Source organism: Salinibacillus aidingensis (assembly GCF_055393355.1).
Map to the genome: position 1 here is coordinate 1,833,881 of NZ_AP043759.1, position 24,757 is coordinate 1,858,637.

Annotated in this window: 28 protein-coding genes and 1 other RNA gene; 8 read left to right on the forward strand and 21 right to left on the reverse strand. The window is 39.8% G+C overall.

Annotation, left to right across the window (positions count from 1 at the left end):
- Window positions 1-272: 272 nt before the first annotated feature.
- A complete protein-coding gene (locus tag ACZ5OK_RS09910; RefSeq protein WP_343836437.1) occupies window positions 273-1,139 on the forward strand; it encodes an NAD(P)-dependent oxidoreductase in 867 nt (288 codons plus the stop codon).
- Window positions 1,140-1,341: 202 nt separating this feature from the next.
- A complete protein-coding gene (trhO, locus tag ACZ5OK_RS09915; RefSeq protein ID WP_343836439.1) occupies window positions 1,342-2,316 on the forward strand; it encodes an oxygen-dependent tRNA uridine(34) hydroxylase TrhO in 975 nt (324 codons plus the stop codon).
- Window positions 2,317-2,638: 322 nt separating this feature from the next.
- Here the strand turns inward: trhO and ACZ5OK_RS09920 are convergent, their stop codons facing one another.
- From ACZ5OK_RS09920 to ACZ5OK_RS09935, 4 genes are all read right to left on the reverse strand, one after another.
- Window positions 2,639-2,887, reverse strand: coding sequence for a DUF2584 family protein (locus tag ACZ5OK_RS09920; protein ID WP_343836441.1), 249 nt, complete (start codon window positions 2,885-2,887; stop codon window positions 2,639-2,641).
- A gap of 67 nt (window positions 2,888-2,954) precedes the next feature.
- The gene (locus tag ACZ5OK_RS09925; RefSeq protein WP_343836443.1) at window positions 2,955-6,068 is read right to left on the reverse strand and encodes an AAA family ATPase; all 3,114 of its coding nucleotides are present in this window, start codon (window positions 6,066-6,068) and stop codon (window positions 2,955-2,957) included.
- A gap of 1 nt (window position 6,069) precedes the next feature.
- Complete coding sequence (locus ACZ5OK_RS09930; RefSeq protein ID WP_343836445.1) at window positions 6,070-7,218, reverse strand: exonuclease SbcCD subunit D; 1,149 nt, start codon at window positions 7,216-7,218, stop codon at window positions 6,070-6,072.
- Window positions 7,219-7,328: 110 nt separating this feature from the next.
- Window positions 7,329-7,529 carry a hypothetical protein gene (locus ACZ5OK_RS09935; protein ID WP_343836448.1) on the reverse strand — a complete coding sequence of 67 codons (201 nt, stop codon included), beginning with the start codon at window positions 7,527-7,529 and terminating at the stop codon, window positions 7,329-7,331.
- A gap of 282 nt (window positions 7,530-7,811) precedes the next feature.
- Between ACZ5OK_RS09935 and ACZ5OK_RS09940 the strand changes: the two genes are divergently transcribed.
- Window positions 7,812-8,150, forward strand: a complete 339-nt coding sequence (locus ACZ5OK_RS09940) for a YolD-like family protein (protein ID WP_343836450.1) — start codon at window positions 7,812-7,814, stop codon at window positions 8,148-8,150.
- A gap of 53 nt (window positions 8,151-8,203) precedes the next feature.
- Here ACZ5OK_RS09940 and ACZ5OK_RS09945 read toward each other — a convergent pair whose 3' ends face one another.
- From ACZ5OK_RS09945 to ACZ5OK_RS09970, 6 genes are all read right to left on the reverse strand, one after another.
- Window positions 8,204-8,425, reverse strand: coding sequence for a YozE family protein (locus tag ACZ5OK_RS09945; RefSeq protein WP_343836452.1), 222 nt, complete (start codon window positions 8,423-8,425; stop codon window positions 8,204-8,206).
- 37 nt (window positions 8,426-8,462) lie between these two features.
- Window positions 8,463-9,230: a twin-arginine translocase subunit TatC gene (gene tatC, locus ACZ5OK_RS09950; RefSeq protein WP_343836454.1), complete on the reverse strand. Its 768-nt coding sequence runs from the start codon at window positions 9,228-9,230 to the stop codon at window positions 8,463-8,465.
- A 99-nt stretch (window positions 9,231-9,329) separates the two neighbouring features.
- Complete coding sequence (locus ACZ5OK_RS09955; protein ID WP_343836458.1) at window positions 9,330-9,524, reverse strand: twin-arginine translocase TatA/TatE family subunit; 195 nt, start codon at window positions 9,522-9,524, stop codon at window positions 9,330-9,332.
- Between the two features lie 21 nt (window positions 9,525-9,545).
- Entirely contained in the window at window positions 9,546-9,752 is a 207-nt protein-coding gene (gene tatA, locus ACZ5OK_RS09960; protein WP_044157745.1) for a twin-arginine translocase TatA/TatE family subunit, read from the reverse strand.
- Between the two features lie 162 nt (window positions 9,753-9,914).
- A complete protein-coding gene (locus tag ACZ5OK_RS09965; protein WP_343836460.1) occupies window positions 9,915-10,409 on the reverse strand; it encodes a dihydrofolate reductase in 495 nt (164 codons plus the stop codon).
- A gap of 67 nt (window positions 10,410-10,476) precedes the next feature.
- Window positions 10,477-11,421, reverse strand: coding sequence for a thymidylate synthase (locus ACZ5OK_RS09970; RefSeq protein ID WP_343836463.1), 945 nt, complete (start codon window positions 11,419-11,421; stop codon window positions 10,477-10,479).
- A gap of 119 nt (window positions 11,422-11,540) precedes the next feature.
- Between ACZ5OK_RS09970 and ACZ5OK_RS09975 the strand changes: the two genes are divergently transcribed.
- The gene (locus tag ACZ5OK_RS09975) at window positions 11,541-12,539 is read left to right on the forward strand and encodes a C40 family peptidase (protein WP_464758076.1); all 999 of its coding nucleotides are present in this window, start codon (window positions 11,541-11,543) and stop codon (window positions 12,537-12,539) included.
- Window positions 12,540-12,559: 20 nt separating this feature from the next.
- Here the strand turns inward: ACZ5OK_RS09975 and ACZ5OK_RS09980 are convergent, their stop codons facing one another.
- Both ACZ5OK_RS09980 and ACZ5OK_RS09985 read right to left on the reverse strand, forming a co-directional pair.
- Window positions 12,560-13,198: an HD domain-containing protein gene (locus tag ACZ5OK_RS09980; protein ID WP_343836468.1), complete on the reverse strand. Its 639-nt coding sequence runs from the start codon at window positions 13,196-13,198 to the stop codon at window positions 12,560-12,562.
- The gene (locus tag ACZ5OK_RS09985) at window positions 13,198-14,055 is read right to left on the reverse strand and encodes a DUF72 domain-containing protein (protein ID WP_343836470.1); all 858 of its coding nucleotides are present in this window, start codon (window positions 14,053-14,055) and stop codon (window positions 13,198-13,200) included. Before ACZ5OK_RS09985 ends, ACZ5OK_RS09980 begins: the two co-directional genes overlap by 1 nt.
- Window positions 14,056-14,372: 317 nt before the next feature.
- On the opposite strand from ACZ5OK_RS09985, the gene ACZ5OK_RS09990 reads away from it, so the two are divergent.
- The 3 genes from ACZ5OK_RS09990 (at window position 14,373) to ACZ5OK_RS10000 (ending at window position 16,205) form a co-directional block, all read left to right on the forward strand.
- Entirely contained in the window at window positions 14,373-14,573 is a 201-nt protein-coding gene (locus ACZ5OK_RS09990; protein ID WP_044157752.1) for a cold-shock protein, read from the forward strand.
- A 149-nt stretch (window positions 14,574-14,722) separates the two neighbouring features.
- On the forward strand, window positions 14,723-15,343 hold the full coding sequence (locus tag ACZ5OK_RS09995; protein WP_343836474.1) for a lytic transglycosylase domain-containing protein: 621 nt from the start codon (window positions 14,723-14,725) through the stop codon (window positions 15,341-15,343).
- A gap of 190 nt (window positions 15,344-15,533) precedes the next feature.
- Window positions 15,534-16,205: a queuosine precursor transporter gene (locus ACZ5OK_RS10000; protein ID WP_343836476.1), complete on the forward strand. Its 672-nt coding sequence runs from the start codon at window positions 15,534-15,536 to the stop codon at window positions 16,203-16,205.
- 76 nt (window positions 16,206-16,281) lie between these two features.
- On the opposite strand, the gene ACZ5OK_RS10005 is transcribed toward ACZ5OK_RS10000, so the two are convergent.
- From ACZ5OK_RS10005 to ACZ5OK_RS10015, 3 genes are all read right to left on the reverse strand, one after another.
- On the reverse strand, window positions 16,282-16,797 hold the full coding sequence (locus tag ACZ5OK_RS10005) for an isoprenylcysteine carboxyl methyltransferase family protein (RefSeq protein WP_343836478.1): 516 nt from the start codon (window positions 16,795-16,797) through the stop codon (window positions 16,282-16,284).
- Window positions 16,794-17,885: a type III polyketide synthase gene (locus ACZ5OK_RS10010; protein WP_343836480.1), complete on the reverse strand. Its 1,092-nt coding sequence runs from the start codon at window positions 17,883-17,885 to the stop codon at window positions 16,794-16,796. Before ACZ5OK_RS10010 ends, ACZ5OK_RS10005 begins: the two co-directional genes overlap by 4 nt.
- Window positions 17,886-17,970: 85 nt before the next feature.
- Entirely contained in the window at window positions 17,971-18,744 is a 774-nt protein-coding gene (locus ACZ5OK_RS10015; RefSeq protein WP_343836483.1) for an SDR family NAD(P)-dependent oxidoreductase, read from the reverse strand.
- A 104-nt stretch (window positions 18,745-18,848) separates the two neighbouring features.
- On the opposite strand from ACZ5OK_RS10015, the gene ACZ5OK_RS10020 reads away from it, so the two are divergent.
- Window positions 18,849-18,983: a hypothetical protein gene (locus tag ACZ5OK_RS10020; protein WP_464758077.1), complete on the forward strand. Its 135-nt coding sequence runs from the start codon at window positions 18,849-18,851 to the stop codon at window positions 18,981-18,983.
- A gap of 40 nt (window positions 18,984-19,023) precedes the next feature.
- On the opposite strand, the gene ACZ5OK_RS10025 is transcribed toward ACZ5OK_RS10020, so the two are convergent.
- The 6 genes from ACZ5OK_RS10025 to ACZ5OK_RS10050 all read right to left on the reverse strand — a co-directional run bounded on the left by ACZ5OK_RS10025 (window position 19,024) and on the right by ACZ5OK_RS10050 (window position 24,738).
- Window positions 19,024-20,526, reverse strand: a complete 1,503-nt coding sequence (locus ACZ5OK_RS10025) for a carboxypeptidase M32 (RefSeq protein WP_343836488.1) — start codon at window positions 20,524-20,526, stop codon at window positions 19,024-19,026.
- A 162-nt stretch (window positions 20,527-20,688) separates the two neighbouring features.
- Entirely contained in the window at window positions 20,689-21,861 is a 1,173-nt protein-coding gene (spoIIP, locus tag ACZ5OK_RS10030) for a stage II sporulation protein P (protein ID WP_343836490.1), read from the reverse strand.
- A gap of 221 nt (window positions 21,862-22,082) precedes the next feature.
- Complete coding sequence (locus ACZ5OK_RS10035; RefSeq protein ID WP_343836491.1) at window positions 22,083-23,219, reverse strand: THUMP domain-containing class I SAM-dependent RNA methyltransferase; 1,137 nt, start codon at window positions 23,217-23,219, stop codon at window positions 22,083-22,085.
- A gap of 117 nt (window positions 23,220-23,336) precedes the next feature.
- An RNA gene (gene rnpB / locus ACZ5OK_RS10040) (RNase P RNA component class B) lies at window positions 23,337-23,724 on the reverse strand.
- 79 nt (window positions 23,725-23,803) lie between these two features.
- Window positions 23,804-24,106 carry a cell division regulator GpsB gene (gene gpsB / locus ACZ5OK_RS10045; RefSeq protein WP_343836493.1) on the reverse strand — a complete coding sequence of 101 codons (303 nt, stop codon included), beginning with the start codon at window positions 24,104-24,106 and terminating at the stop codon, window positions 23,804-23,806.
- A gap of 68 nt (window positions 24,107-24,174) precedes the next feature.
- On the reverse strand, window positions 24,175-24,738 hold the full coding sequence (locus ACZ5OK_RS10050) for an SLOG family protein (protein WP_343836496.1): 564 nt from the start codon (window positions 24,736-24,738) through the stop codon (window positions 24,175-24,177).
- Window positions 24,739-24,757 lie beyond the last annotated feature (19 nt).

A 24,757-nucleotide genomic window follows, 5' to 3' on the forward strand; every position in this document is an offset into this window, starting at 1 on the left:
TCTATTTTACTCGTTTTCTCTTTTTAAGAAAACAACAGCCAGACACATAGCCGTGCCTGGCTGCCTATAAGTTTATAACCGTTATGAAGTTACTTCTGAATAAATAATAAACCCTACAAAACTTGTTAAAATTAATCCGAATAAAATGGCAGGTAGCACGTGAACTCCCCCTATACAGTTTCGTTTTACACTTTAAGTATAATTGAAGAAAGAGTAGAATTAAGGTATATCCTATGGCAAATTTATGAAAATTTTATCGAGGGGGGATCTATATGACCAGCACAACCATTGGATTTGTTGGAACCGGAGTCATGGGAAAAAGCATGGCTCGTAACCTTATGAAGGCAGGTTATTCACTCCAGCTCTATACACGTACGAAGGAAAAAGCACAGGAGCTTCTCAATGAAGGTGCGGCCTGGAAGAACTCAGTAGCTGAACTGGCAGAAACATCGGATGTGATCATCACCATCGTCGGTTATCCAAAAGATGTTGAGGAGATTTACTTTGGGGAAAACGGCATCCTGGAAAACGCCCGCGAAGGTACATACTTAATCGACATGACCACCTCAAAACCACAGCTCGCTCAAAAGATTGATGAACAGGCCAAAAAGAAAAGGCTTTATGCGTTAGACGCCCCTGTATCCGGTGGTGACATCGGAGCCCGTGATGGGAAGCTAGCTATTATGATTGGAGGAAATGAGTCAGCTTATGAGGAAATGCTTCCTGTTTTTAATGTTATGGGGGAAAACATCATCCTTCAGGGACCAGCAGGAGCAGGACAGCACACAAAGATGAGTAATCAAATAACCATTGCTTCCAACATGATTGGGGTTTGTGAAGCGATTATGTATGCTAAAAAAGCAGGTCTTAATCCTGAGAGAGTATTAGATTCTATTACCACTGGTGCAGCTGGGAGCTTTTCTTTAAGTAAATTAGGACCACGGATGATTCAGGGTGATTTTGAACCTGGCTTTTATGTGAAACATTTTATTAAAGATATGAAAATTGCCCTGGAATCCGCTAAAGATATGAACCTGATGACACCAGGTCTGGAGCTGTCTCTTTCTCTGTATACAGAGTTAGCGGAAAAAGGTGATGAGGATTCTGGTACTCAGGCATTGATTAAGCTTTTTTCATAATAATTTTTTCGGATTAAAAATTATAAGAAAGTTGAACATCAAATGAATGGTTCGTTTGGTGTTTATCAATCCATTCACTCGTGAATTTTAATTTGATAAAGTTCAGAAACCGTGATAAAATTTCCTTTTGCAAGAGATAACATGCATACAGCACCTTAAAAGTTTATATCTTGCAAATATAAATGGATAGGTGGTAATAAGAATGGAAAACAAGGAAAAATATCAGGTCTTACTGTACTACAAATTTGTACACATTGAGGACCCTGAAACCTATGCGGCTGAACATTTGGAGTTTTGTAAAGAGCTGGGACTGAAGGGTCGTATTTTAGTTGCGGAAGAAGGTCTGAATGGTACGGTTTCAGGTACGGTGGAACAAACAAACAAGTACATGGAAACGATGCACAACGACCCCCGTTTCGCAGATATGATGTTCAAAGTGGATGAAGTGGAGGGACACGCATTCAAGAAAATGCATGTACGTCATCGTCCAGAACTCGTGACTCTGCGTTTGGATGATGAATGGGATCCAAGTGAAGAAACAGCAGAGTTCCTGGATCCAAAGGAATTTTATGAAGAATTACAAAGAGACGATACCGTTGTCTTAGATACACGTAATGACTATGAATATGACCTCGGTCATTTCAGAGGAGCTATTAACCCGGACATTGAAACCTTCCGTGAGCTTCCTGAATGGATTAAGGAAAATAAAGATGAATTAAAAGATAAGCGTGTCCTCATGTACTGTACTGGTGGCATTCGCTGTGAAAAGGTCTCCGGCTGGCTGCAAAAAGAAGGAATTGAAGATGTTGCCCAGCTGCACGGAGGTATTGTCACTTACGGAAAGGATCCTGAAGTACAGGGAGAACTATGGGATGGGAAATGCTACGTCTTTGATGAACGTATTTCCGTTCCTGTAAATCAGAAAGAGCATGTAGTAGTAGGCAGAGATTATTTTGATGGGAAACCATGTGAGCGCTATGTAAACTGCGCTGACCCTGATTGTAACCGTCAGTTCCTCTGCTCTGAAGAAAACGAGTATAAATATATGCGCAGCTGTTCCCATGAATGCCGCGTTTCTCCAAGAAACCGTTATGTGGTTGAGCATCAAATGACAGAGGAAGACATTCAGGAACGTTTAAAGCGTATTGAAGAAGAAGATAAAGTGGCACAAGGTTAAACTTAAAAAATAACCCTTAATGATCTGACTTAATGATTTAAGTTCAGTATTTGAGGCTGGGACAAAGTTGTTTTCGTTAAAGGTAAACCCGAATTATAATAGGTGTAGGAACTACCGCTCCGGAAATTCATCCTATCATTCGGTTTATTACCAAGCGAATTCGTTATGTCCCAGCCTCTTTTTTATGTAAAGACGACGTTTTGACGGGTACAATATTTTTGCCGTTTTGTTCTTTATTAATGTCATGAACCTTTTTTCAGCGCAAAAAAAGATCGCCTCAGATGACGATCTTCCTAGAAAAATTGACTTTTAAATGTCCCGGTTAGTTCACACTATACAACGAAACCAGCTGATATTGGCAGACGGTCTGATTTTTCTCGAATGTAATTTTCTTCACGATGGCACTTCCAATTTGGTCTGAATCCTCGTGCCTCATAATGTCAATGGGGACATCGATAGGAAACAGTTTGTAGCCCGAAAAGGTAATTTCAAAGATGTTCTCTTTTACATTCATTCGTCTCTCCTTCTCATTTGTAACAAGCTTCCATTCAATTGTTAACGGTACAGACATGGGACCATCCCCTTCCAAAATATTATAAAACTTTTATCCTGGACTCATTCCTTATTAGTATTGAAGACTAAAACACGGTAAGTGATACCTTAGAGCCGCTGTGTGAAGGTTCTATGTGAAGCTTGGCCCTTATTTCTTCTTTTAATTTCTGTACGTGAGAAATGATACCTAACATCCGGTTGCCTTTTTGCAGATCACTTAAGCAATTTAACGCCTGCTCCAGTGAAAGTTCATCAAGGGTTCCAAATCCTTCATCAATAAAGAGGGTGTCAAGCTCCACACCACCGGAATGGGCCTGTACAACATCGGCCATTCCAAGAGCAAGGCTTAATGCTGCTTTAAATCCTTCTCCTCCGGATAAGGTTTTAACCGAACGATTTTGACCTGTGTAATGGTCAATCACCTCAATATCGAGACCGCTTTGGGCACCACGTTTAGCTACACGGTCACTTCTTCTTAACTGGTATCGGTGATCTGTCATCTGATCCAGGCGAATATTGGCCTGGAATAAGATTTCATCCAAAAAGGAGGATAATACATAACGTTCAAATGACAGGCGCAATTGGTTGTCTCCTCTTGAGAGTTTGGCCAATTCCCCAATATCAAAATACGTTTCCTCTAATTCCTGTTTTTCCTCAGCCAGCTGATGCAGTCGATCCGAGGTTGAAAGGTGCCGGTCCAGCTGCAGCTGCTGTTCCTGAATACGTTTCGTTTTGGCATCAATTTCTTCATTCATCTGCTTTAACGTGTTTTCCAGGGTTTCCAGGTCAGGACGTTCTTTTTCTTTCAGCTGAATGGAAAGCTGGTCGTAACGACTTTTTGTGATTGAAACTTTTTCTTCAAATGCTTTGATCTGTTCCTCTGCTTTTTCCATGTCTGCGTCAGCCATTTTCGCCTGTTCATAATGTTCAACCGTCACGAAATCTTTTTCTTTTAATTCATTCAGAAAGCTTTGTTCTGCTTCCTGATAAGTAGCTTGAGCCGTCTGTAATTGATTTTGTAAGGACTCGACTTTTACATCCAGTGTCTGTTTTTGCTCCTTCACTTTTTCAAAATCCTTTTGAAGCTCATTCCACTTATTCATCTGTTTCTCATATTCATTTTCTGTCTTAGAAAGTCGTTCCTGCACCACCTGGTAATCGTCATCAGGGTTTTCCAGTCCTGCTCTTACGCTTTCAAGCTGGGACTGAATTTTGACTCCCTGTTCTTTCAAATTTTGCAGGGTTTCATGCTTATGCTGCTGATCTTTTTTTGCTTTATTTAATTCTTCTTTTAACAGCCTTCGTTTTTCCTGCTTTTGCTTCAATTCTTTTAATTGCTTGTCCAATTCGTTGCGTTTTGTACTTATACCTGCTTTTTCATGCTTCCATTCCTTAATATGCTGATCGATTTCTTTCAAATCCACATTCACTCCGGATAAACCCTCAAGTTCCTGCTGTAAATGTTCTACTGTCTGGTTTTGTGAGGTTCCCTGAGATTTAATGTCTACATATTCTTTCTGGATTTGCTTATACTTTTGCTCTCTTTGTTGCAGCTGTTTTCGCTTGGAATTGATCATTTCATCAGTAACAGAGGTATGATTAAATTCTGCCTTTTGTGGGTGATGGACAGATCCACAAACCGGACAGGCCTCTCCATCTGTCAGATCTGAAGCAAGGAGAGCTGCCTTTTCGTTCCGCTGAGCATCTTCCAGCTGTTGTAACTCGTCTCGTAATTGTTCAACATAATGCTCGTCATTCTCGTATTCTTTCAAAACATTACGGTACTGAATGCGATATTTGTTTAACTGCTCATTTTCCTGATGCAGTTTATCCGCCTTCTTAAGAATCTGCTCAAATTCCTTAAGCTTGGCATTAAATTCATAGAACTGCTCTGTAAGCTGCTGAGATTGGGTAATGTCTTCATCGAATTTCTCAATCTCTTTTTCCAGTTGTTCAATTCTCTGATCGGTCTGGTCCAGCTTAGGCTTTTCTGTGTGATACGCATTAGCCAGTTCTTTCTTCTGTTTTTCCAGATCTGTAGCCTGTTTTACCTTCTCCAGCTGTTCCTTCATAGAACGAATGGATTCTTTTAACTTTTCCCGATGCGGTTCTTCTTCTTTCGTATTTTTATAATCCTTCTCTATCCGATCATAAGATTTATGAATTTGATGTTGTTCTTCTCTCTTTAAACTTAGATCCTTCTCAATTTTTTTCAGCTCATCCTGACGCACTTTTGCCTGCTGTTCGTAGGGCTTGATACTGGCTGCAGCTTTGGCCTGCTTTAATTTTTGCTTTTGATTGTCGATTTCTTCCTGCTTTGCTTTTAATTCATTAAGTTCCTCTTTACGCTGATCATGTTCCTCAAAAAGCGTTTGCAGCTCTTTTGCCTGATAATATTTATCCTGACTGTTTTGCTGTTGTTGTCGTTTTTCCTTCAGCTCTTTTTCCTGTTGATGAATCACTTTCTCTGTTTTTTCAATAAGGATAAGGAGATTCTGCTTTGCCTGTTTCGAATCAGGATTATCTATATTATATTCTTCAGGCCAGTTGATATATGAAATTTCCTGCTGCTCCTGATTTTCAATTTGCTCTAGCTGCTGCTGAATACTTTTACTTTCTTCTGCTAAGCGCTTCGTCATTTGTTCATAAAAATAGGTATGAAAGATTTTCTGCAAAATTTCTTCCCGTTCTTTACTATTCTCAGAAATCAGCCGACGGAATTCGCCCTGGGGAATCATCACCATTTTCCGGAACTGTTCATAATCCAGTTGAAGCATATCCTCTACAGCTTCATTGACCTCTTTTACCTTTCCGTAAAGCAAATGCTTTTCTCCATCAATGATCTGATAGATTTCCGCCTGTGGTGGCTGCTCCGTGAATCCTTCTCCACGAGCTTTACGTTTCAACTGTTTGGGAGTACGGACAATTTCAAACTCCTTTTGATGCAATTGAAAACGGAAGGAAACCTCCGTCTGCTGGTCCACACCGGCAAAGTGACTTCTCAATGTATCATGGTCACGATCATCTCCGCTTGCCCTTCCGTATAGAGCAAAACACATGGCATCAAAAACAGTGGTTTTCCCGGCCCCTGTAGGACCTGTGATTAGAAAGAGCTTTTCCTCCCCCATCTGAGAGAAGTCAATCACCTGTTCATCTTTGTATGGTCCAAATGCAGACATTTTCAGTGTTATTGCCCGCATATTACCGTCCCCTTTCTTCTTCTACAACTTTTTGTACAATATTTTCCATAATTTTTTTGCGATTTTCAGGCAGAGGCTCCCCTTTCATATTTTCATAGAAGGAGGAAAATAGCTCAATATGGGACATCTGCTGGCGTTCTTTTACCCGTTTCAATTCGTGTAAATTCTGCGTTCCTGTCATTTTACGCTCTAACTTAAGAATGTTAGGGTACCACTTTCGCAGCTTTCCAATGGGATCCATAATTTCTCCGTCATCCAGTAAGGTTATGTGGCAGTAATCCTCGCATACTTCTTCTGTATCAAGCAGTTCATTTAAATATCCTTCTATTCGAATTAAATCGCGCTGCATCCGGTAAGGCTTCTGTTCCAGTGTATCGATTCCCTTTTCGTCTAAATCCAGGACCGTAAAGGATTTTTTATGATTCACCTCCGAAAAGGAATACTTAAAAATAGAGCCGGAATAACGAATATGATCATACTTTACCTTTTGGGGCTGATGAAGGTGTCCCAGTGCTGTATAAGTAAACGGCTTAAACAATTCAGCTTCCACATACGGTGTACCCCCAATCATAGTTAACCGTTCTTCCGATTCTGAATCCATTCCTCCAGCCAGGAAAGCATGTCCGACGAAAATATGTCTTTCATTTTCCAAATCGTATTTGGATTGAATCTGTCCGACAATTTCCGCCATCGCTTCCTGATGGGAAGTAATATCATCTTTTTGAAGAATTTTTCTTACTTCCGCAGGCTCCATATAAGGGACTAAATGAAAATATACCGGTCCATGTTCATCCTCGACGATTACGGGCTCCAGATCCGGATTAAGTTTTGTCTGAATAAATAGCCTGTTTCTTCTGAGCAGCTGAGTTCCGAAGTCCATACGCTCTGCACTATCATGATTTCCGGTAATCGCTAAAATCGGGATGTTCATATCATAAACAATGGTTGTCAGCATACGACTGAGCAATTCCACCGCTTCTTTCGGAGGAATTGCCCGATCGTATAAATCGCCGGCAAGAATCATCACATCCGGTTTTATTTCTTTTAGCTCCTCTAAAAATTGCTGTAATACATGTTCCTGATCTTCTGTCATATATGTGTTATGCACAATTTTGCCTAAGTGCCAGTCAGCTGTGTGTACAATTCTCATTTTTACATACACTCCATCGCGTTTTTCTTGTCTCTTCATTTATTTTATCACGAATTGATTCCTGTGGTAATTTGAAAAAATGTGGTTACTTGAAGGTTTTCTATGAGGTATTAAAGGCGTTTTTTGGGAATCATGGCTAAAATTTGTTCTTTGTAAAAGCTGCGATAGTCTTTTCGCATGAAGCAATAGCCGAATATTTTTTCTTTGTTGGAACCATAAATTTTAATTGTACGTTTCGTTATTTCTCCTGATTGACTTTGATAAATGATCTCCACCCATTGATCTGCTTTTACCTTCTGATTGGCAAGCATGCTGTTCACCTCCTGTTCTTATTATACACGAACATTTGTTCTTTATCCACTTTTAATCGAATATTTGTTCGTGTATAATAAAAATGATCATTTCACATTGGTTATTGTTACCGCAGTTGAGATACACTTCGCTTTCCGCGGGCGATCCGCAAGCCTCCTCGCTCGTACCTCGCTGTGGGGTCTTGCATTGTCCGGTTTTCCCGCAGGAGTCTACGTGTATCTCAACTGCTAATAAAGATAGATTACTTTTAGTATCGAAAGAAAAAACATGAGGTGATGAGATTGTTAAAGGATCGGGGTAATAAGAAATGGACTTCTTTAATGCTGCCGGAGCATGTGGAGGAATTAAAGAAGCTATGGGAGGATTATGAGAAGGAGCCTATGCCTGTCCTGGATGAACAGGAATTAGAAGAAATGAATCAGATATGCGTAACAGCCTGTAAGCAGAAACAAAAGGTACAAGTGACCGTTTATCAGGATGGAAACAGGAAAACCAGGGAAGGAAGAATCACAAAACTAAATGAACAGCACCAGACTATTCAATTTGAGACGGTACAGGGGACAGAAAAGCTAGCCGTTCAAACGCTGTTACACATTGAACCTGCTGATGATCATCCGTAAACCCTCCCAAACAAAAATGGTATTGGTCACCCAATACCATTCCCTGAAACTTCCTATTCCATTTCCTCCACTATATAAGCCTCCCACATTTGGTCGAACACCTGAAGGGCTCCTGTAAAAGGCATATTCCATTCTAAATAGCGGCTGATTTCATCATAGGATTTCGATTGTTTCGGAAAATCATGGTCACGAAACATCCAATCAGCCAGCTGTCTTTCTTCTGCATGTTTGTCCATGCCTCTGAATTTCATCATAAAATGATAAAAAGAACGCACACCATTCTCTCCCTTAATTACGTAAATGTTTATGAAATTATTCTACAGCATGTTCCTGTTCTTTTGCAATTTTCCTTCGATACACAACACCTGACATCACAATCGCAATTTCATACAGAATAATTAACGGTGCTGCAACGAATAGCTGCAGAATAAAATCAGGCGGAGAGAGCATCGTACCCAGAATCACCAGAACTAAATAGGCATATTTCCTTACCTTTTTCAGCTTAGCGGGATCAATAATGCCAAGACTGGTTAAAAACATAGCTATTAACGGAACTTCAAAAAAGAAAGCAAAAGGTAACGTTGTTGTGAGAATGAACCGGAAATATTTCTCAGCGGTAAACATATTGTCAAACATACCTTCTCCCAAGCCCATTAAAAAGTTAAAGATCAGCTCCTGCACAACAAAATACCCAAATAGCAAACCGGCGATAAACAGGAGAAAGACCGCTGGTACATAAATTAACGTGACCTTTCTTTCCCTAGGCATTAAACCCGGCCGGACAAATAACCAGGCCTGGAAACAAAAGAAAGGAAGTGCAGCACCAATGGCAATAACACTGGCAATCATAATATGGATCCACATAATTTCCCACGGACTAAGGACCACTAATTCATATTTAAGATTACGGGTGAAAAAATCATAAATATCCTGGACAAAAACAAGTCCTGCAACAAAGAACAGAATGAAAAAGACAATCGTCCATATGATTCGCTTTCGCAATTCCTGTATATGTTCAGTGACTTCCATTTCCTCACTGGTATAGGTATCTTCTGTTTGTTCCTTTTCGTTTTCTGACATTGGACACACCTCCTGCCTCTCACGTATACGTGACAAAGCCATTCCTATATTAACAAGCAAAAAGTGTAAGGAAGATCCTTACACCTTCAGCCGAACCTATTAGTTTTTATCTTTCGTTTCAATGTTTTTCTTCTGCTGATCCGTATCATCCGACATCACGCCACTTGCTGCACGTTTAAATTCCTTTAAAGATGAGCCAACTGCTTTTCCGATTTCAGGGAGCTTAGATGGTCCAAAAATCACGAGCGCAACAACGAGAATTAAGATTAAACCAGGAATTCCAATTTGTCCCATTCACATTCACCTCAAAGTGATTCATGATTTTTTTGAGTCATTTGATGTTATGTCCTGTACTTCCTTCACTTCATCTGTTACATCTTCAGTCAGCTCACGGGTCGACTTCTTAAATTCCTTTAACGTCTGCCCTGTTGCCTTGCCAAGCTCCGGAAGCTTTTTCGGTCCGAAAATCACAAGTGCGATGATTAAAATTAAAATTAATCCGGGAATTCCAATTTGCATCATAACAATCACCTGCCTGTTTAATTTGTGGGTAATATATGTACAATTCTTTACTATTCTCTCCAGCAGAACATCCATTAAACAAAGATATCTGCAACTCTAGTTCTCATTTTCTCTCAAACCATCCGAATTTGCAAATACTTATTGGATTTTGTGACAAAAAATTCATGATTTTTTCCGGACATATGTACAGAAATAATAATCATAAGGATTCTTATCATCTCTTATCCCTTTTTCTTTATGTACGAGCTCCCATTCAGAGCGGCCAAAAGCAGGAAAAAAGGTATCTCCATCAAAGGATTCCTCAATTTCCGTAATATACATTTTATCAGCAAAAGAAAGAGCAACGTTAAACAGCTCATTCCCGCCAATAACGAAAATCTCTTCTTCAGGGAAACGCTCATTCCGTTCCATGACGGCATCCCATGAGTGAATGATTTTACACCCATCAGCCTTAAACGTACGATCTCTTGTCAGGATCACGTTTTCACGGCGTGGCAAGGGTCTTCCAATCGATTGATAGGTCTTCCTCCCCATAATAATGGTATGATCCAGGGTTGTTTCTTTAAAGAATTTGAGATCATTGGGCAACCGCCATGGCAAATCCCCATCTTTGCCAATGACCTGTTTCTGATCCATAGCTACTAATAAAGATATCATTCCGTTCACTTCCTTTAATCATCACGTCAGCTTTTGTGATCTGGCAGCGTTCATCAGGCTGAAGCAATTAAACAGCAACTGGTGCTTTAATCGCCGGATGAGGGTTATAATCATGTAATTCAATATCTTCTACACTAAGATTAAAAATGGACGTTATCTCCTCGTTTATTTTGATTGATGGCAAGGAACGAGGCTCACGACTAAGCTGGGTCTTTACCTGATCCAGATGATTTTGATAAATATGAGCATCCCCAATGGTATGGATAAACTCCCCTACTTCAAGATTACACTCATTAGCAATTAAATGTGTAAGCAGAGCATAGCTGGCGATATTAAAAGGTATACCTAAGAACATATCCCCGCTGCGCTGATAAAGCTGACAGGACAGCTTGCCATCTGCTACATAAAATTGAAACATCGTATGACATGGCGGCAAGGCCATTGTTGGGATATCTTCAGGATTCCAGGCTGAAACAATAAGTCTTCTGGAAGCCGGATTTGTTTTGATCTGATCAATCACATTTTTGATCTGATCAATCGTATCACCCTGAGAGGTTTTCCACTCTCTCCACTGTTTGCCGTAAACATTGCCTAAATCACCATATTTGCGTGCAAATTCGTCGCTATTTAAAATATTTTCTTTAAACCTTCTCATTTGTTCTTTGTATTGTTCATTAAAGGCTTCATCCGTCAGCGCACGGCGTCCAAAATCCGTCATATCAGGTCCATCATATTCTGTGCTTTCCACCCAGTTTTTAAACGCCCATTCATTCCAAATATTGTTATTATGCTGTAACAAAAATTTAATATTTGTATCACCTTTAAGAAACCATAGCAGTTCACTGACTATTAGTCTGAAAGGCACTTTTTTGGTTGTTAATAATGGAAATCCTTCCGCTAAATTAAAACGCATCTGTGTCCCGAAGATGCTGATCGTGCCTGTTCCGGTTCGGTCGCTCCGGGTTGTCCCATTTTCTAAGATGTTTCTGGTTAATTGAAGATACTGTTGCAAGAGTCGTCACCACTTTCCCTATTTTCATTACATTATTGTAACATGTTTTATGTGTGTACATAACCACTTTTCCGCCATCATATATTGGTTCTAGCTAAACGGAAAAGGTGGTGACAGCAATGCCAGGGATGAGTCAACATCCTGTTCTGTTTGGAACACTGGCAACCAGTTTTGCCATTTCACAACCCCTGTCATTTGTTCTGGATGTCAATATTCAGGAACAAAACAAAGTACTTTCTGAGAGTAAAACGCTGACATATGGAACTCACAATGAAGCTGTAAGTGTATTACAAAAGAAGCTCAAAAATATCAATATGTTTAAAGGAGAAGAAGATGGAAAGTTTGGAGTGATGACAGAACATTATGTGAAAAAGTTCCAGGCAAAGTACCAATTAAATGTTAATGGCCGTGCAAATAAAGAAACCATATATAAACTGATTCAGAAAGAGAGAGAGCATTATTTGGAGCCGCTCAAAAACTTAGAAGAAGAAACGATTGATGTGGGAATGTATAGTGAGGATGTAAAAAAGATCCAGTCAGCACTGCATTATTTCGGCTATTATCAAGGAAAAATAGATGGCATTTACGGTCCATTAACAAAAGAAGCGGCAAAGGCCTTTCAGGAGGATCACAAAATCCCTGTAAAAACCAAGCTTGATAAACAATTTGTTCAACAGCTTGAGCAAACGAAAACTCCTGATCAGGATGCCATCGTACACACCGTTCAGAAAACACCGGATACGAAAACGGTTAAAGTAAGTGTTTCTGGTGATGTCATTCAGATTGCTAAGTCCTATCTGGGCGCACCTTATCGATGGGGCGGCGAATCTCCAAGTGGATTTGACTGCAGCGGATACTTACAATTTGTTTTTTCCCAGGTTGGTGTTCAATTACCAAGAACCGTATCTGACATATGGAATGCAACAACACCTGTTCAAAAGCCAAGTGTAGGAGACCTGGTCTTTTATGAAACCTATAAACCAGGACCCTCCCACGCAGGTATCTATTTAGGTAATGGATCATTTATTCATGCGGGGAATAATGGAGTGGAAATCAGTAATATGAGCGGCTCCTACTGGCAGCAGCGTTATCTTGGGGCAAAAAGAGTTTCGCAATAAGCATTGAAATGGGGATGATGTTAGTCGTCCCCATTCCATTCTGCATAAAACCTGTTTAAAAATTGTTCCATATATTGATGACGGTCCGCAGCCATCTTTTTGGCGCTTTCGGTATTCATCAAATCCTTTAATTTTAACAATTTTTCATAAAAGTGATTAATCGTTGTTTTGTCATGACTTCGATAATCCTGCTTCTGGACAGTATCGACTGATTTAGGGTTGAACATTTTTGCTCCAGTAGCACCTCCGTAGGCAAAGGTACGTGCAATACCTATCGCCCCCAAAGCATCCAGACGATCGGCATCCTGTACAATCTTCCCTTCCAGCGTTTCCGGAACCATATGATTGCCTTTAAAGGATACATCTTTAAAGGCCAGCCAAATTTGATGTCTCACTTGTTCCGGTACACCCTCGTCCTTTAAAAATGTAAAGATTTCCTTGACTGCTGCTTCAATATCATTGACAAGCTTTTCATCAGGAATATCATGTACGTAGGCTGCCAGTTGACAAATGAAAGAGTCAGCTTTTTCCTTTTCGGCCAATTGTTTCGCTAACTTTACCACCCGCTTCATATGCCATTGATCATGTCCTGTGGTATCCCCGGCAAATTTATCGGTTATCCATCTTTCTGTATGCTCAAAAATCTTTTGCTTATCCATTATAGTCCTCCATCGAACAAATCCATTTGCCGGGGATTTAAACCCTCGTAATGGATATCCAGTAATTCTATGAATTGCTTAGCATTGTCTGCTGCATCCCCACCTGAATTATTGTTAAACAGAATCGTGATGTTCTTTGATTGCTTTTCGAGTTCTTTAATCCGTGCAGCCCATTCCTTCAATTCTGGTTCACTGTAACGATACAAAAACCGGACCGCTCGCCAGTTTTCCCTTCCATTTTTATTCCAGCCATGAACATTTCGCCCGTGGAAGCGAATTAAGGTTGTTTCGTTCGTTGATTCTAATATGGCTGGTACAGAGCCCTCCCCAGCCTGTGGCTCATCACATATCGTATGAATCCAATTTTCCTTCTTCATAAAATCAATCGTCTGTTGCTTAAATTGTGGTTTAAACCATGAACGGTTCCGAAACTCGATGGCTAACGGGTAATCCCGTAAATATTCCCGGATCACTCGTAAATACCGGATATTTTCTTTCCGCAAATCAAACCAGGGCGGAAATTGGAATAAAATCGCGTTCAATTTGTTTGCTTTCAATACAGGTTCGATCGAATCTATGTAAGCATCCATTAAATCCTTTAAATCTTTTAAAGTCAGCTGAGCCCTGTCATGGCGAGTTAACGTGTGAAAGGCTTTAATGACAAACGAAAAATCATCCGGTGTTTCCTCCACCCATTTCTTAAAGTTTTTTTGAGGCTGTATCGCATAAAAAGCTGTATCTACTTCAACTACTGGAAAATGTGAGGCATAGGCAAATAATTTTCCTGAAGAAATGCTTTGATTTTCATAAAGTGAGGGATGATCTCCCCATCCTGTCAAACCTATATGTATAGCCAAATCTTCTTCCTCCAAGCTAAGAATTCCCTATCAGCATTTTAACAAAAATGATCATCATTTACCGACCAGAACATTTTCTTTATCGACAATTTATCTGAAAAAATTTGCTTCTTTATGTTTGACTCTAAATTTAAAAGAGGATATAATACTTAATAACAGATAAGATGTGAGGTTCATGAAAGACGGGTAACTTCAGATGAGAAGTCGATGGATTTTGTGTCCTTCACTTCTGCTGGGTTGCCCTTTTTTAATTGCCTTCGCTTCTTATTTGTGAAATAAGCACATTTTTTGTGAAAGATTTTAGGAGGATTTTATTTATGCAAAACGGTACAGTAAAATGGTTCAACGCAGAAAAAGGTTATGGTTTTATTCAAGTTGAGGGAGCAGACGACGTATTCGTACATTACTCTGCAATCCAGGAAGAAGGCTTCAAAACATTAGACGAAGGTCAATCTGTTGAATTTGATGTTGTTGAAGGCGATCGTGGACCTCAAGCAGCTAATGTTGTTAAAAAATAAAACGCCATTCATAGATGCGGTAATCGCTTAATGCGGTTACCGCTTTTCAATTCTTCCTATTTGTTCCAGATACACAAAAATACTTGTCGAATCCACGATGTTCCGATATAGTAATCTTATAAGCGTGTTTACATAAAGGGGTAGCGAACATGGAAGGAAAATTATTACAAAGTCTCATTCAACTACAAAGTATATCTTCATTTTCACCATATGGTTCATCTAATCAACAAATGAACTTATTAAATCAGGCTTTTCAGTCGATATTAAATCAGCAGATATCGACAGTATCTAATTCTCCCCAGCCTCAGACATCAACGATTAGTTCCAATCAGTTGTTCTCCATTAAGAATAGTTATACCCCAACCATTCAATACCAATCCAGTACCGAGTCTCCTGGCGAAGTTGAACCTTATATCCAAAAGGCCTCAGAGATATTTGGTATAGACCCGGACTTAATCCGTTCAGTTATTGACACGGAATCAAACTTTAATATGAATGCTGTCAGTCACGCAGGTGCTGAAGGGCTAATGCAGCTTATGCCGGAGACTGCCCGTGGTCTTGGTGTACGTAATGCCTTCGATCCTGAACAAAATGTATTAGGCGGGACAAAATACCTGAAACAAATGCTGGACAGGTATAATGGGGATACTTCGTTAGCTTTAGCGGCCTACAATGCCGGCCCGGGGAACGTGGATAAATATAATGGAATTCCACCTTTTAAAGAAACTCAAAATTATGTGCAAAAAGTGATGGGAAAGTATATGGCTTAAAAGCCTTTTTAAAGATTATATGTGTTTTTCAGACGTTCAGAAAGAAAAAGTTCTGAGCGTTTTTTTATGTCTCTTGTATCTCCTTATCTATTTCACATTTCAAGTGTTGTCCAAAAATGAAAAATCATATATAATAAAGTATTCGCAGTTCGAAAAATCCTGCGTTATCAAAACTAAGGAGGACTTTATTATGTTTAATGAATGGCTTTGGCTGGGATTTGCTATTGTTAATTTCACGATGATCCTGCTAATTTACAAAATTTTTGGCAAGGCCGGCCTGTTTGTGTGGATTGGAATGTCCACGGTTGTGGCAAATATTCAAGTACTGAAAACGATTGAGATGTTTGGAATCACAGCCACTTTAGGAAACATCATTTACGGTACAGCGTTTCTAGCCACAGATATTTTAAATGAGAAATATGGCAAAAAGGATGCAAAAAAAGCAGTATGGCTTGGGTTTTTTACCTTAATTGCCATGACGATTATGATGCAAGTTGCCCTGCAGTTTCAACCGGCTGAAAGTGACACTGTTCACGGGGCACTGAAAACATTATTTGACTTAGTTCCACAAGTAGCGCTGGGCAGTTTAGCCGCGTACATTATCAGTCAGTATTTCGATGTATGGATTTTTTCAAGGCTTAAGAATAAATTCCCTGATGATAAATTTTTATGGCTAAGAAATAATGGCAGTACGATGATTAGTCAGCTTCTGGACAGTCTTGTTTTCTGTTCTATTGCATTTTTCGGAATGCCATGGGGAGTCTGGGCTGAAATCTTTATTTCCACGTACTTTATTAAATTCATTGTATCCTTCCTGGACACTCCGTTCTTTTATATAGCTAAAAAAATCAAACCACAGTAAAACAACAAAGAGGGGCTCCTTTCCTATATGGAACGAGTCCCTCTTTGTTTGTTTTTTGGGAATTATATCTTCCGTCTTAATCGTTCTCTTTCGTTAAAGCCTGTAATGTCCGCTCTTCCATGGGGATACGGATCGACATTAATGCGAGATGCAAAACAGGAAATATACATGCACTAATGTAGGCTTTGAAAAGCAGCGGGATGATCATAAATTCTAGACCTACCACAAGATAGTTGGGATGACGAACCCATTTATAAGGTCCCCTTTTTACTAATTGAATTCCAGGTAGTACAATGATTTTCGTATTCCAGTATTGCCCCAGGGATCGTATGCACCACATCCGTATGGCCTGCAGGAAAATAAATAAAACCAGCCACACCTGCTGAATGGTGGCTGAAAAATGATGGCTTATATAAGCTTCCAGGAGAATAGCCAGTAAAAAAGCGATGTGTGTTCTGACAATCCACACATACAAGTCCTCCTGAATGACTTTGGCTCCTTGTTCCTTCATCCGGCTCTCATTTCTCTTTGCGTAGATTAGCTCAATTACTCTCTGCAAAACAATGACTAACCATAACAGTACATACATCATAGGTCCTTCCACTCCAATAATGTAAGCTCCGAGCTGAATCCCGGGCCTAAAGCTGACAACAGGCTTTTTGTTCCTGCATCAGGGAAAGACTCCATGGCTTTTTTCAGGACAAAAATGACGGTTGGTGAACTCATATTTCCGTGAGATTTTAGGACTTGATAAGAGAATTTAAAGAAATCCCAGGAAACATTCAGCACATGTTCCATGGCTTCTAACACTCGTTGACCGCCTGGATGGGCAACAAAGAATGGAAATTCATCTTTTTCCAGATTGTATTTATGTAAGAATTCATTTATATGTTCAGACCAGAAGGATTCGACCAGTTTTGGGATGCTTTTTGAAAAAATAACATGGAAACCGCTATTTTGAATATTCCAACCCATTATAGTTAGACCATCTCTTTTAAATTTAGAACTGGAATGCATGATTCTTGGAGCAACATGTTTTATATTTTCCCTTAACTTGCTTTCGTCTCCCGTCATCAGCACACAGGAGACCCCATCCCCAAAAAGCGCAGATCCTACAAAATTACTCTTCCGATGGTCATCCTTCTGGAAAGACAGGCTGCAAAATTCAGCATTAATAAGAAGAACATTAGCATCGGGATGAGCCCGGAGATAATCCGCTGCTCTTGCCAATCCAGAAGCACCACCCGCGCAGCCTAATCCCCATATAGGAATCCTTGTTATATTCCGGGAGAAAGGCATATCATTAATCAGCTCTGCATCAATGGATGGTGTGGCAATCCCTGTGCTTGAAACAAAAATCATACAATCAATATCACTTTCATGGACAGGCTGTTTCAAAAAATGACGATGATGAAGACAATCCTCTATTGCCAGCTTTGCATAATCAATGGCTGCCTGGATATAGCAACGATTACGATCCTCAAATGAGTGTTCTTCCTTAAGCCATTCTACAGGTACAGCAAGCTGTCTTTCTTCAATCAATGCATGTTCAAATACGGGAAGCAATCGTTCAATCTGATGGGAGGAACGGGGAAAAATCGTTCGAATAAATTCCCGGGCATCTGATTGTTTAATTTGATATTTTGGAATCCCAACTCCAATAGAGGCTATTGTTGGCACGGGTACCATCCCTTTTTTTCTTAGCCATCCCCTGCCTTCATGTGAATTATGCACTTTAGCGCTTTAAAGCACGTGGGGACAGTCCCTAGAATCCGTAAATAGTCATCCCTCCATCGACAAACAAGGTCTGTCCGGTCATGTAGTCACTCGCTTCGGAGGCTAAAAAGACAGCTGTACCTGCAATTTCCTTTAGCTTCCCGATTCGTTTTAATGGTGTACGGTCCAGTATATCCTGGACATACTCTTCATCTTCCAATAGTTTTTCTGTCAATGCGGTTGGAAAATACCATGGGCCGATGGCATTGACACGGATGCCATATTTCCCCCATTCAATCGCTAAAGTTTTGCTCATTTGAATTAATGCCGCTTTCGTCATAGCATAGACAACCCCGGTTCTAAGCGCTACATGCCCCCCAACCGATGACATGTTTATAATCTTTCCATATCCTTGTCCCTTCATTTTTTTAGCAGCATATTGGGATAAGAAGAATGCACTCTTCATGTTTGTCTGGACAATCTGCTCCCATTCCTCTTCTGACACCTCCTCTGCTTCTGACCGAATATTCATTCCCGCATTGTTCACCCAGATATCAATCGGCTGATCCTTCATTATGGTTTCAACCTTGTCTATGATTTGCTTGTAGTCTTGAACATCACCTGCGATAGTATGTACTTTAAGGTTTTGCGCTTTTAACTCGTTATCCAAGCGGTCTAAATCCTCCTGTGTGCGGGAAACCAGAATCACTTGAGCTCCTGCTTCCGCATAGGCCGTTGATATTGCTTTACCAATCCCTTTTGTTGCCCCTGTAACAACCGCCGTCTTTCCATTTAGATCAAATGACGGTAAATACCTTTCCATAATCTGACCTCCTCTTCGTACTATTCTTCTATTATATCATTTTAAAACAAAGGGTTTTCTCCACTGCAGAATATGCAGACCCAACTGAACGTACGCCAATGGTATTGGAAAACTGGAGACTCTGGATTGGTATTGCTGCGGCACTTATTTTAATCGCCTACACCATACCATTTATCGACATTATTCAAAATGCACCTCCAGGATCACCAGGCTTTAAGTGGCCGATTGGAAATACGTAAACAATAATTCAGGCGCTGTCCATTTAGACAGCGCCTTTGTTTACCACTTATAAATCTCTTTATATTTGTCCTCTAAATATTCAACAAGATAATCTGCGTTCAGACCTTCTCCAGTGACATCCTGAAGAATTTCCAGAGGTTCTTTAAGCTTGCCGTATTGGTGAATCTTTTCGGTTAACCAGGACTTCACTTTATTTAATTCACCATTTTGAAGGGCTTCCTGTACATTAAAGTCTTTATTCATGGCGTGATAGAATTGAGCGCCATACATATAGCCTAATGCATATGATGGGAAGTATCCAAATGATCCTCCTGCCCAATGAACATCCTGAAGGACGCCTTCACGATCATTTTCCGGCCGGATTCCTAAATATTCTTCCATTTTATCATTCCATAATCTCGGCAGGTCCTTCACTTCTATCTCCTGATTAATTAAGCCTTTTTCCAGCTCATAGCGTACCATAATGTGAAGTGGATACGTCATTTCATCTGCTTCAATACGAATGAAGGATGGTTTCACCTCATTAACAGCACGGTAAAACTCTTCAGCTGGTAATTTTGCAATCGATTCAGGAGCATAATCTTTCAGTGTATCAAAATATCGATCCCAAAATGCCTTACTTCTGGCGACATAGGTTTCCCAGAACAGGGATTGGGACTCATGGATACCATTAGATGTACCTGTAGCCAGCGGAGTTCCTGTCAGACTCTCATCCAGGTTTTGTTCATAAAGAGCATGTCCCCCTTCATGAATCGTTCCAAATACAGCCATTCGGAAATCTTTTTCATCATAACGAGTCGTGACACGGGTATCATTGCGGTTTAATGGAATCATGAAAGGATGTACGGTTTCATCCAGACGACCTGCATCAAAGTCATAGCCCATTTCTTTTAAAATTTCCAAACTAAAAGCTTCCTGTTTTTCCTTAGTAAATGGAACTAATATTTTTGATGTGTCCGGTTTATGACCAGATTGCTGCACCTTCTCAATTAAAGGCGTTAAGGAATCCCGTAATGCCGGGAATACCTCATCAAGTACGTTCACAGTCATGCCCGGTTCAAACAGGTCCAGTAATGCGTCATACCTGTTGTCTTCGTAACCCCAGTATTCAGCAAACTTTATATTATACTCCACCAGCTGTTCCAGGTATGGGCGAAACATTTCAAAGTCATCCTTCTCTCTGGCCTCTTCCCATACAGATTCTGCTTCTGATTGAAGAATGACATATTTTTTAAATTCCTCATCCGGGATTTTGGCATTTCGTTCATATTCCTTTTCACACTCAAGAACAGACTTATGTACTATCTCATTTTGTGTATTTCCTTTGAGTTCGTCAATAAAATGCTTCATGGTATCCGAAGTAGACATTTGATGAACTTTATGTGAAAGCAGCCCTATGGTTTCGGAACGCTGCTTCACTCCTTTTTTGGGTGCTTTCGTCCGTAAATCCCAATACATGACATCAATGGCTTCATTATAAGCCTGAATTTGCTTTAAATAATCTAAAAATTGCTGTTCAGTTTCCGTATAATTGGTTGACAATTCATTCAGCTCCTTATGTAAAAATAATGATATAGTTCCATTATAATCCTTTTAGGAAAGATGCGCCGCTATTTCGATCAAAAATGCTGATTTTTTTGAGTCGTTCCTTATAACATCATGCTTGCTGTAAGCCTTAGAACTTAAAAACGAGCGAGGATAGCCTCACTCGTTTTCTTCCGCATTCACTTCCATAGATCCGTTATAGAATTCCTTAAATACATTTGCGAAAGCTTCAACGGTGTTTTGTAATTCTTCTTTGTTATTATCAATGCCGCCTACTTCAATTAAAATGGCCTTTTCTGAGACATCCTGGTTATATACACCATTACCATCGTATTTGTCCTTAAGGAAAATCCCTCTGCTTATACCAGGATATTTCTTTTTTAAACTTGAATTTAATTGTCTTGCAAACTTTAGATTTTGTTTATATTGTGCATGTTCTTTTCCAACAACGAAGTATAATTTGGCATAATCTTTTCCATTTATCGTTTCCGTAGTTACATCTTTTCCTGCGGCATCACGATGAACATCGATATAAAATTGAAGTTGATCCTGTGTAGAAGAGGCTGTCTCAATAATTTCCCGACTTAATTTATAGGAGTCATTCCATTGCCACCCTTTATTATTTAATGCTTTAGGAATATTGGTTTTATCATGCAAAGTCGGAATCCCCTGCTTTTCAAATTCCCTGGTTAACATGGAACCTACAAGTAATATATTTTCCTTAGAATCAACACTGGAAGAATCACTCGGCTTTATATTTTCTTCATCCATTAGTGGACGGAAAGCTTCCCAACTGTGACTATGATAAACAAATACCGATGCATTTTCAGGCTGGTCCTTTTGTTCCTCTTCAGGTTCTTCATCTACTGAATCATCATCCTTTAATAACTCATCAAAATCTGGTGGTGGTGATTCAACTGGTAATGTAGATTCATCTGTACCTTCTCCATCTACATAAACTTCAGATGTATAGGTTTCAAATCCAGGAAGACTTTTCTCAAGAATGGAAGATAGTTGATTAGGCTTAACTCCTGTTGTGATTTGGAACGCTAATGTAGAAAAGGATGGTACTTCAACACTGGTTTCCGCAGACACTTCCAGTTCCGGAATTTCTGTACTCATCCCTGTAAGTAAAATATTCGTTATCTCTTCAGAATTTGTTATTTGTTCAATCGAATCCAGATGAAAAACTTTATTTTGAAAAAAAGGTAACGAAAAAATACTAATCGTAAATAAAAATATAATCAGGATGAAATAAAACCTGCTAATAACGACTTTTGTTTGACCGTTATTTGGATTTTTTATGGGGCGATTTTTCTTTTTCCATTTCATAGCTTTACCACCTCTAGTAGTAAACCTATGAAACAGAATATCGTAATAGAATTGATTTTTTAAATAAAATGAAACTTCCATCAGTGGGGGTTTCTCCATCCCCCACTGATGGTTAGTTGAACTTATCAGGAATTTACTGGCCGTTTATCCCCCACTTAGTCTTGTTGGGCTTCCTCAAGACTTGTAGTGGGGGTGTTACGGCCAGTTAATGCTTGATAAACTTATTTTTGACGCTTGCCAAAATACTGATAGTAATCAGTTCGTATATAACCGTTATAAAGTTTACGTTTTTTTGTTGCCTTCCTCCCATAGACTTTTTCAAAATCCTGATAGGAAGTAATTATATAAACACTCCAGCTTGGGTGCTCATTCATAATATTACCCAAATCACGATAGATGTTCTCGACTTCTTTTCGTTCTCCAAGTCTCTCCCCATATGGAGGGTTTCCGATCATATAACCATTGGGAACAGTGGGATTTAAATCGCGCACCTGCATTTGCTTCCAGTTTATGAGATCCGCAAGACCTGCTTCCATTGCATTCGTTTTGGAAATCTCTATCATTCGATGATCAATGTCGTAGCCTGAAATGTCCAAAGGCTGATCATATTTTGCAACGTCTTCCGCTTCCGTTAAAGCTTCATCCCACAGCTTCCGGGGCACGATATCCCAATCCTCTGAAGCAAATTCACGATTAAATCCTGGTGCAATATTCTGTCCGATTAAAGCTGCTTCAATGGGGATGGTTCCAGAGCCCGTAAATGGATCAATGAACGGATCATTGGGACGCCAATTCGTCAGCTCAATTAAGGCTGCAGCTAACGTTTCTTTGAGAGGAGCTTCATTTTGCTCAACACGGTAACCTCTACGGTGAAGGCCCTCTCCGGATGTATCAATCGTAAGCGTTGCCTTGTCCTTCAGTAGAGCCACCTCCACTCTATACATGACCCCATTCTCAGGTAATCTTCCTGTCAGACCATGCTTTTTCGTCATGCGATCCACAATCGCTTTCTTTACGATTGATTGACAATCAGGAACCGAGTACAGTTGGGATTTGACGGATTTTCCTACAACAGGTAAAGCACCATTCTCAGGAACGTAGGCTTCCCATGGCAAGGCTTTTGTCTGTTCAAATAACTCGTCAAACGTCTTTGCTTCAAACTCGCCAACCAGCAATTTCACCCGATCAGCTGTACGTAACCACAAATTACTACGGGCAATACCTAATGCATCAGCCTTATAAATAACCCTTCCATTTTCAACCGTTACCTCATCAAAGCCAAGCTGTTTCACTTCCTTAGCTACCAGTGATTCTAAACCAGCCGCTGCAGTAGCTATTAATGTATATCTTCCGGACATTGTTATGCATTCCTTCCTTTATTACTGTGTGTATATGTATAATAAAAAGCCTTTTCTAAACGGTTCATGCTTAGAAAAGGCTCGCTCATAAAATACGTGGATTTGACAAAATGAATGTTCTGTAAGCCATGTTTTGTTCCTTCGTACTCCAACGGCTGTCAAGGCCTCGTACTCCGGTGGTAATCATCTATCTACAAGCATCCTGTGCTTGTCCCTCCCTTGGTTGAATTCCCTCTGGGAGAGTGCCCCTACCATTATTTGGGTTGCTCGCTTGTGGGGTTTACCCCCGTTCCACTTCAACTGTTTCCAGTTGAAATCGTCACTGTGGCACTTTAAAGGTAGTCATACCCTATTCAAGGAGAACGTAGGTATTTTCCCTGCCGTTAGCCTTTTCAGACTACCCTGACTTATGATTTCGTCAAGCACAAACACTACAAGCATCTCAGCTTGTGCGAGCATGGACTTTCCTCTGCAGACTAAAGTCGTACAGCGATTACCCGAACATTCATTTTTCATACCACTTATGTCATGGACTTAGAATTATAACATGATTCATATCGTTTGCAAATCGCAATTTTTACCAATTAATCAGCATACTTTTTTCCAAATACAGCTTTTTCTAAGTTAGACAGGCGTTTTAAAACATCGTAATTTACATTAGCGGTTGCAGGCTGTTGAGATTGTCGTACTCTAGTATTTCCATTTTGTCCACTCTTTAACCGCTGATTTTCCTCAGTAAGTCGTTCAATTTCACCTTGCAAAGCTTCATAATCCTGAATAACAATATCTAAAAATTGATCAACTTCCTCCTGATTGTAACCTCGAATTGCTGTTTTAAAGTCCTTTTCCAGGATTTCTTTCGTTGTTAATTGTACACGTTCTGCCATTTTATTCACCCCGCAACATACATTCATACATATTCTTTCAAATTCCTATCAAAATGTCAATTTTCAATTTAAGAATCGTATGTAAAATCACTTGAGTTTTCCTGAATTTCCCGTACGATTTCTTCTAAATCAAAGGATTGGATAAAGAAAATTGGAAAATGGCTGTCCTGCTTCTCTGCCTCGCGCAGAAAAAACTTTGGTGATCCTTCCTGCTCCTCATCATACAGCAACAAACAAGCATCACTTTTTTCCAGAAACCAGCGATCCTTCCTTTTAAATTGGTACGGTCCTTCGTATTCCTTTTTAACCAGTGACTGATAAAAATCTGCCTGTCCAACTACCGTTTGATAAAGGGATTGCTGTTCTTCCTTCCACACCTGCTCCTGATTCAAAAATGGAGTGATCACGGCAAGTTTAATTTCATAGTGTTCTTTTAATTCAAGAACAACCTCACCCGCCCAGAGCTCCGTTCCTGATTGTCCGGAAATCAGCACCCACTCGATGCCCTCATCTTCTACTAAAGGAATGAGTCGTTTCCTAATGGCTTCCTTTATAAAAAATATACGCTTGTCATTCATATTAAATATGTTTAATTCATTTGATTTATAACCAGTAATCATTAAATTCTTCATAATATCTCTCCATTTTTTT

Bases quoted from the DNA above. Each gene is read 5' to 3' on its own strand.
- tatA (WP_044157745.1), bottom strand. From the start codon at position 9,752: ATGATGCAAATTGGAATTCCCGGATTAATTTTAATTTTAATCATCGCA.
- ACZ5OK_RS10000 (WP_343836476.1), top strand. From the start codon at position 15,534: ATGTTTAATGAATGGCTTTGGCTGGGATTTGCTATTGTTAATTTCACG.
- ACZ5OK_RS10050 (WP_343836496.1), bottom strand. From the start codon at position 24,738: ATGAAGAATTTAATGATTACTGGTTATAAATCAAATGAATTAAACATA.
- tatC (WP_343836454.1), bottom strand. From the start codon at position 9,230: ATGTCAGAAAACGAAAAGGAACAAACAGAAGATACCTATACCAGTGAG.
- ACZ5OK_RS09955 (WP_343836458.1), bottom strand. From the start codon at position 9,524: ATGGGACAAATTGGAATTCCTGGTTTAATCTTAATTCTCGTTGTTGCG.
- spoIIP (WP_343836490.1), bottom strand. From the start codon at position 21,861: ATGAAATGGAAAAAGAAAAATCGCCCCATAAAAAATCCAAATAACGGT.
- trhO (WP_343836439.1), top strand. From the start codon at position 1,342: ATGGAAAACAAGGAAAAATATCAGGTCTTACTGTACTACAAATTTGTA.
- ACZ5OK_RS09930 (WP_343836445.1), bottom strand. From the start codon at position 7,218: ATGAGAATTGTACACACAGCTGACTGGCACTTAGGCAAAATTGTGCAT.
- ACZ5OK_RS10035 (WP_343836491.1), bottom strand. From the start codon at position 23,219: ATGTCCGGAAGATATACATTAATAGCTACTGCAGCGGCTGGTTTAGAA.
- ACZ5OK_RS09910 (WP_343836437.1), top strand. From the start codon at position 273: ATGACCAGCACAACCATTGGATTTGTTGGAACCGGAGTCATGGGAAAA.
- ACZ5OK_RS09980 (WP_343836468.1), bottom strand. From the start codon at position 13,198: ATGGATAAGCAAAAGATTTTTGAGCATACAGAAAGATGGATAACCGAT.
- ACZ5OK_RS10005 (WP_343836478.1), bottom strand. From the start codon at position 16,797: ATGATGTATGTACTGTTATGGTTAGTCATTGTTTTGCAGAGAGTAATT.
- ACZ5OK_RS10015 (WP_343836483.1), bottom strand. From the start codon at position 18,744: ATGGAAAGGTATTTACCGTCATTTGATCTAAATGGAAAGACGGCGGTT.
- ACZ5OK_RS09920 (WP_343836441.1), bottom strand. From the start codon at position 2,887: ATGTCTGTACCGTTAACAATTGAATGGAAGCTTGTTACAAATGAGAAG.
- gpsB (WP_343836493.1), bottom strand. From the start codon at position 24,106: ATGGCAGAACGTGTACAATTAACAACGAAAGAAATCCTGGAAAAGGAC.
- ACZ5OK_RS09925 (WP_343836443.1), bottom strand. From the start codon at position 6,068: ATGCGGGCAATAACACTGAAAATGTCTGCATTTGGACCATACAAAGAT.
- ACZ5OK_RS09935 (WP_343836448.1), bottom strand. From the start codon at position 7,529: ATGCTTGCCAATCAGAAGGTAAAAGCAGATCAATGGGTGGAGATCATT.
- ACZ5OK_RS09995 (WP_343836474.1), top strand. From the start codon at position 14,723: ATGGAAGGAAAATTATTACAAAGTCTCATTCAACTACAAAGTATATCT.
- ACZ5OK_RS09990 (WP_044157752.1), top strand. From the start codon at position 14,373: ATGCAAAACGGTACAGTAAAATGGTTCAACGCAGAAAAAGGTTATGGT.
- ACZ5OK_RS09965 (WP_343836460.1), bottom strand. From the start codon at position 10,409: ATGATATCTTTATTAGTAGCTATGGATCAGAAACAGGTCATTGGCAAA.
- ACZ5OK_RS09975 (WP_464758076.1), top strand. From the start codon at position 11,541: ATGCCAGGGATGAGTCAACATCCTGTTCTGTTTGGAACACTGGCAACC.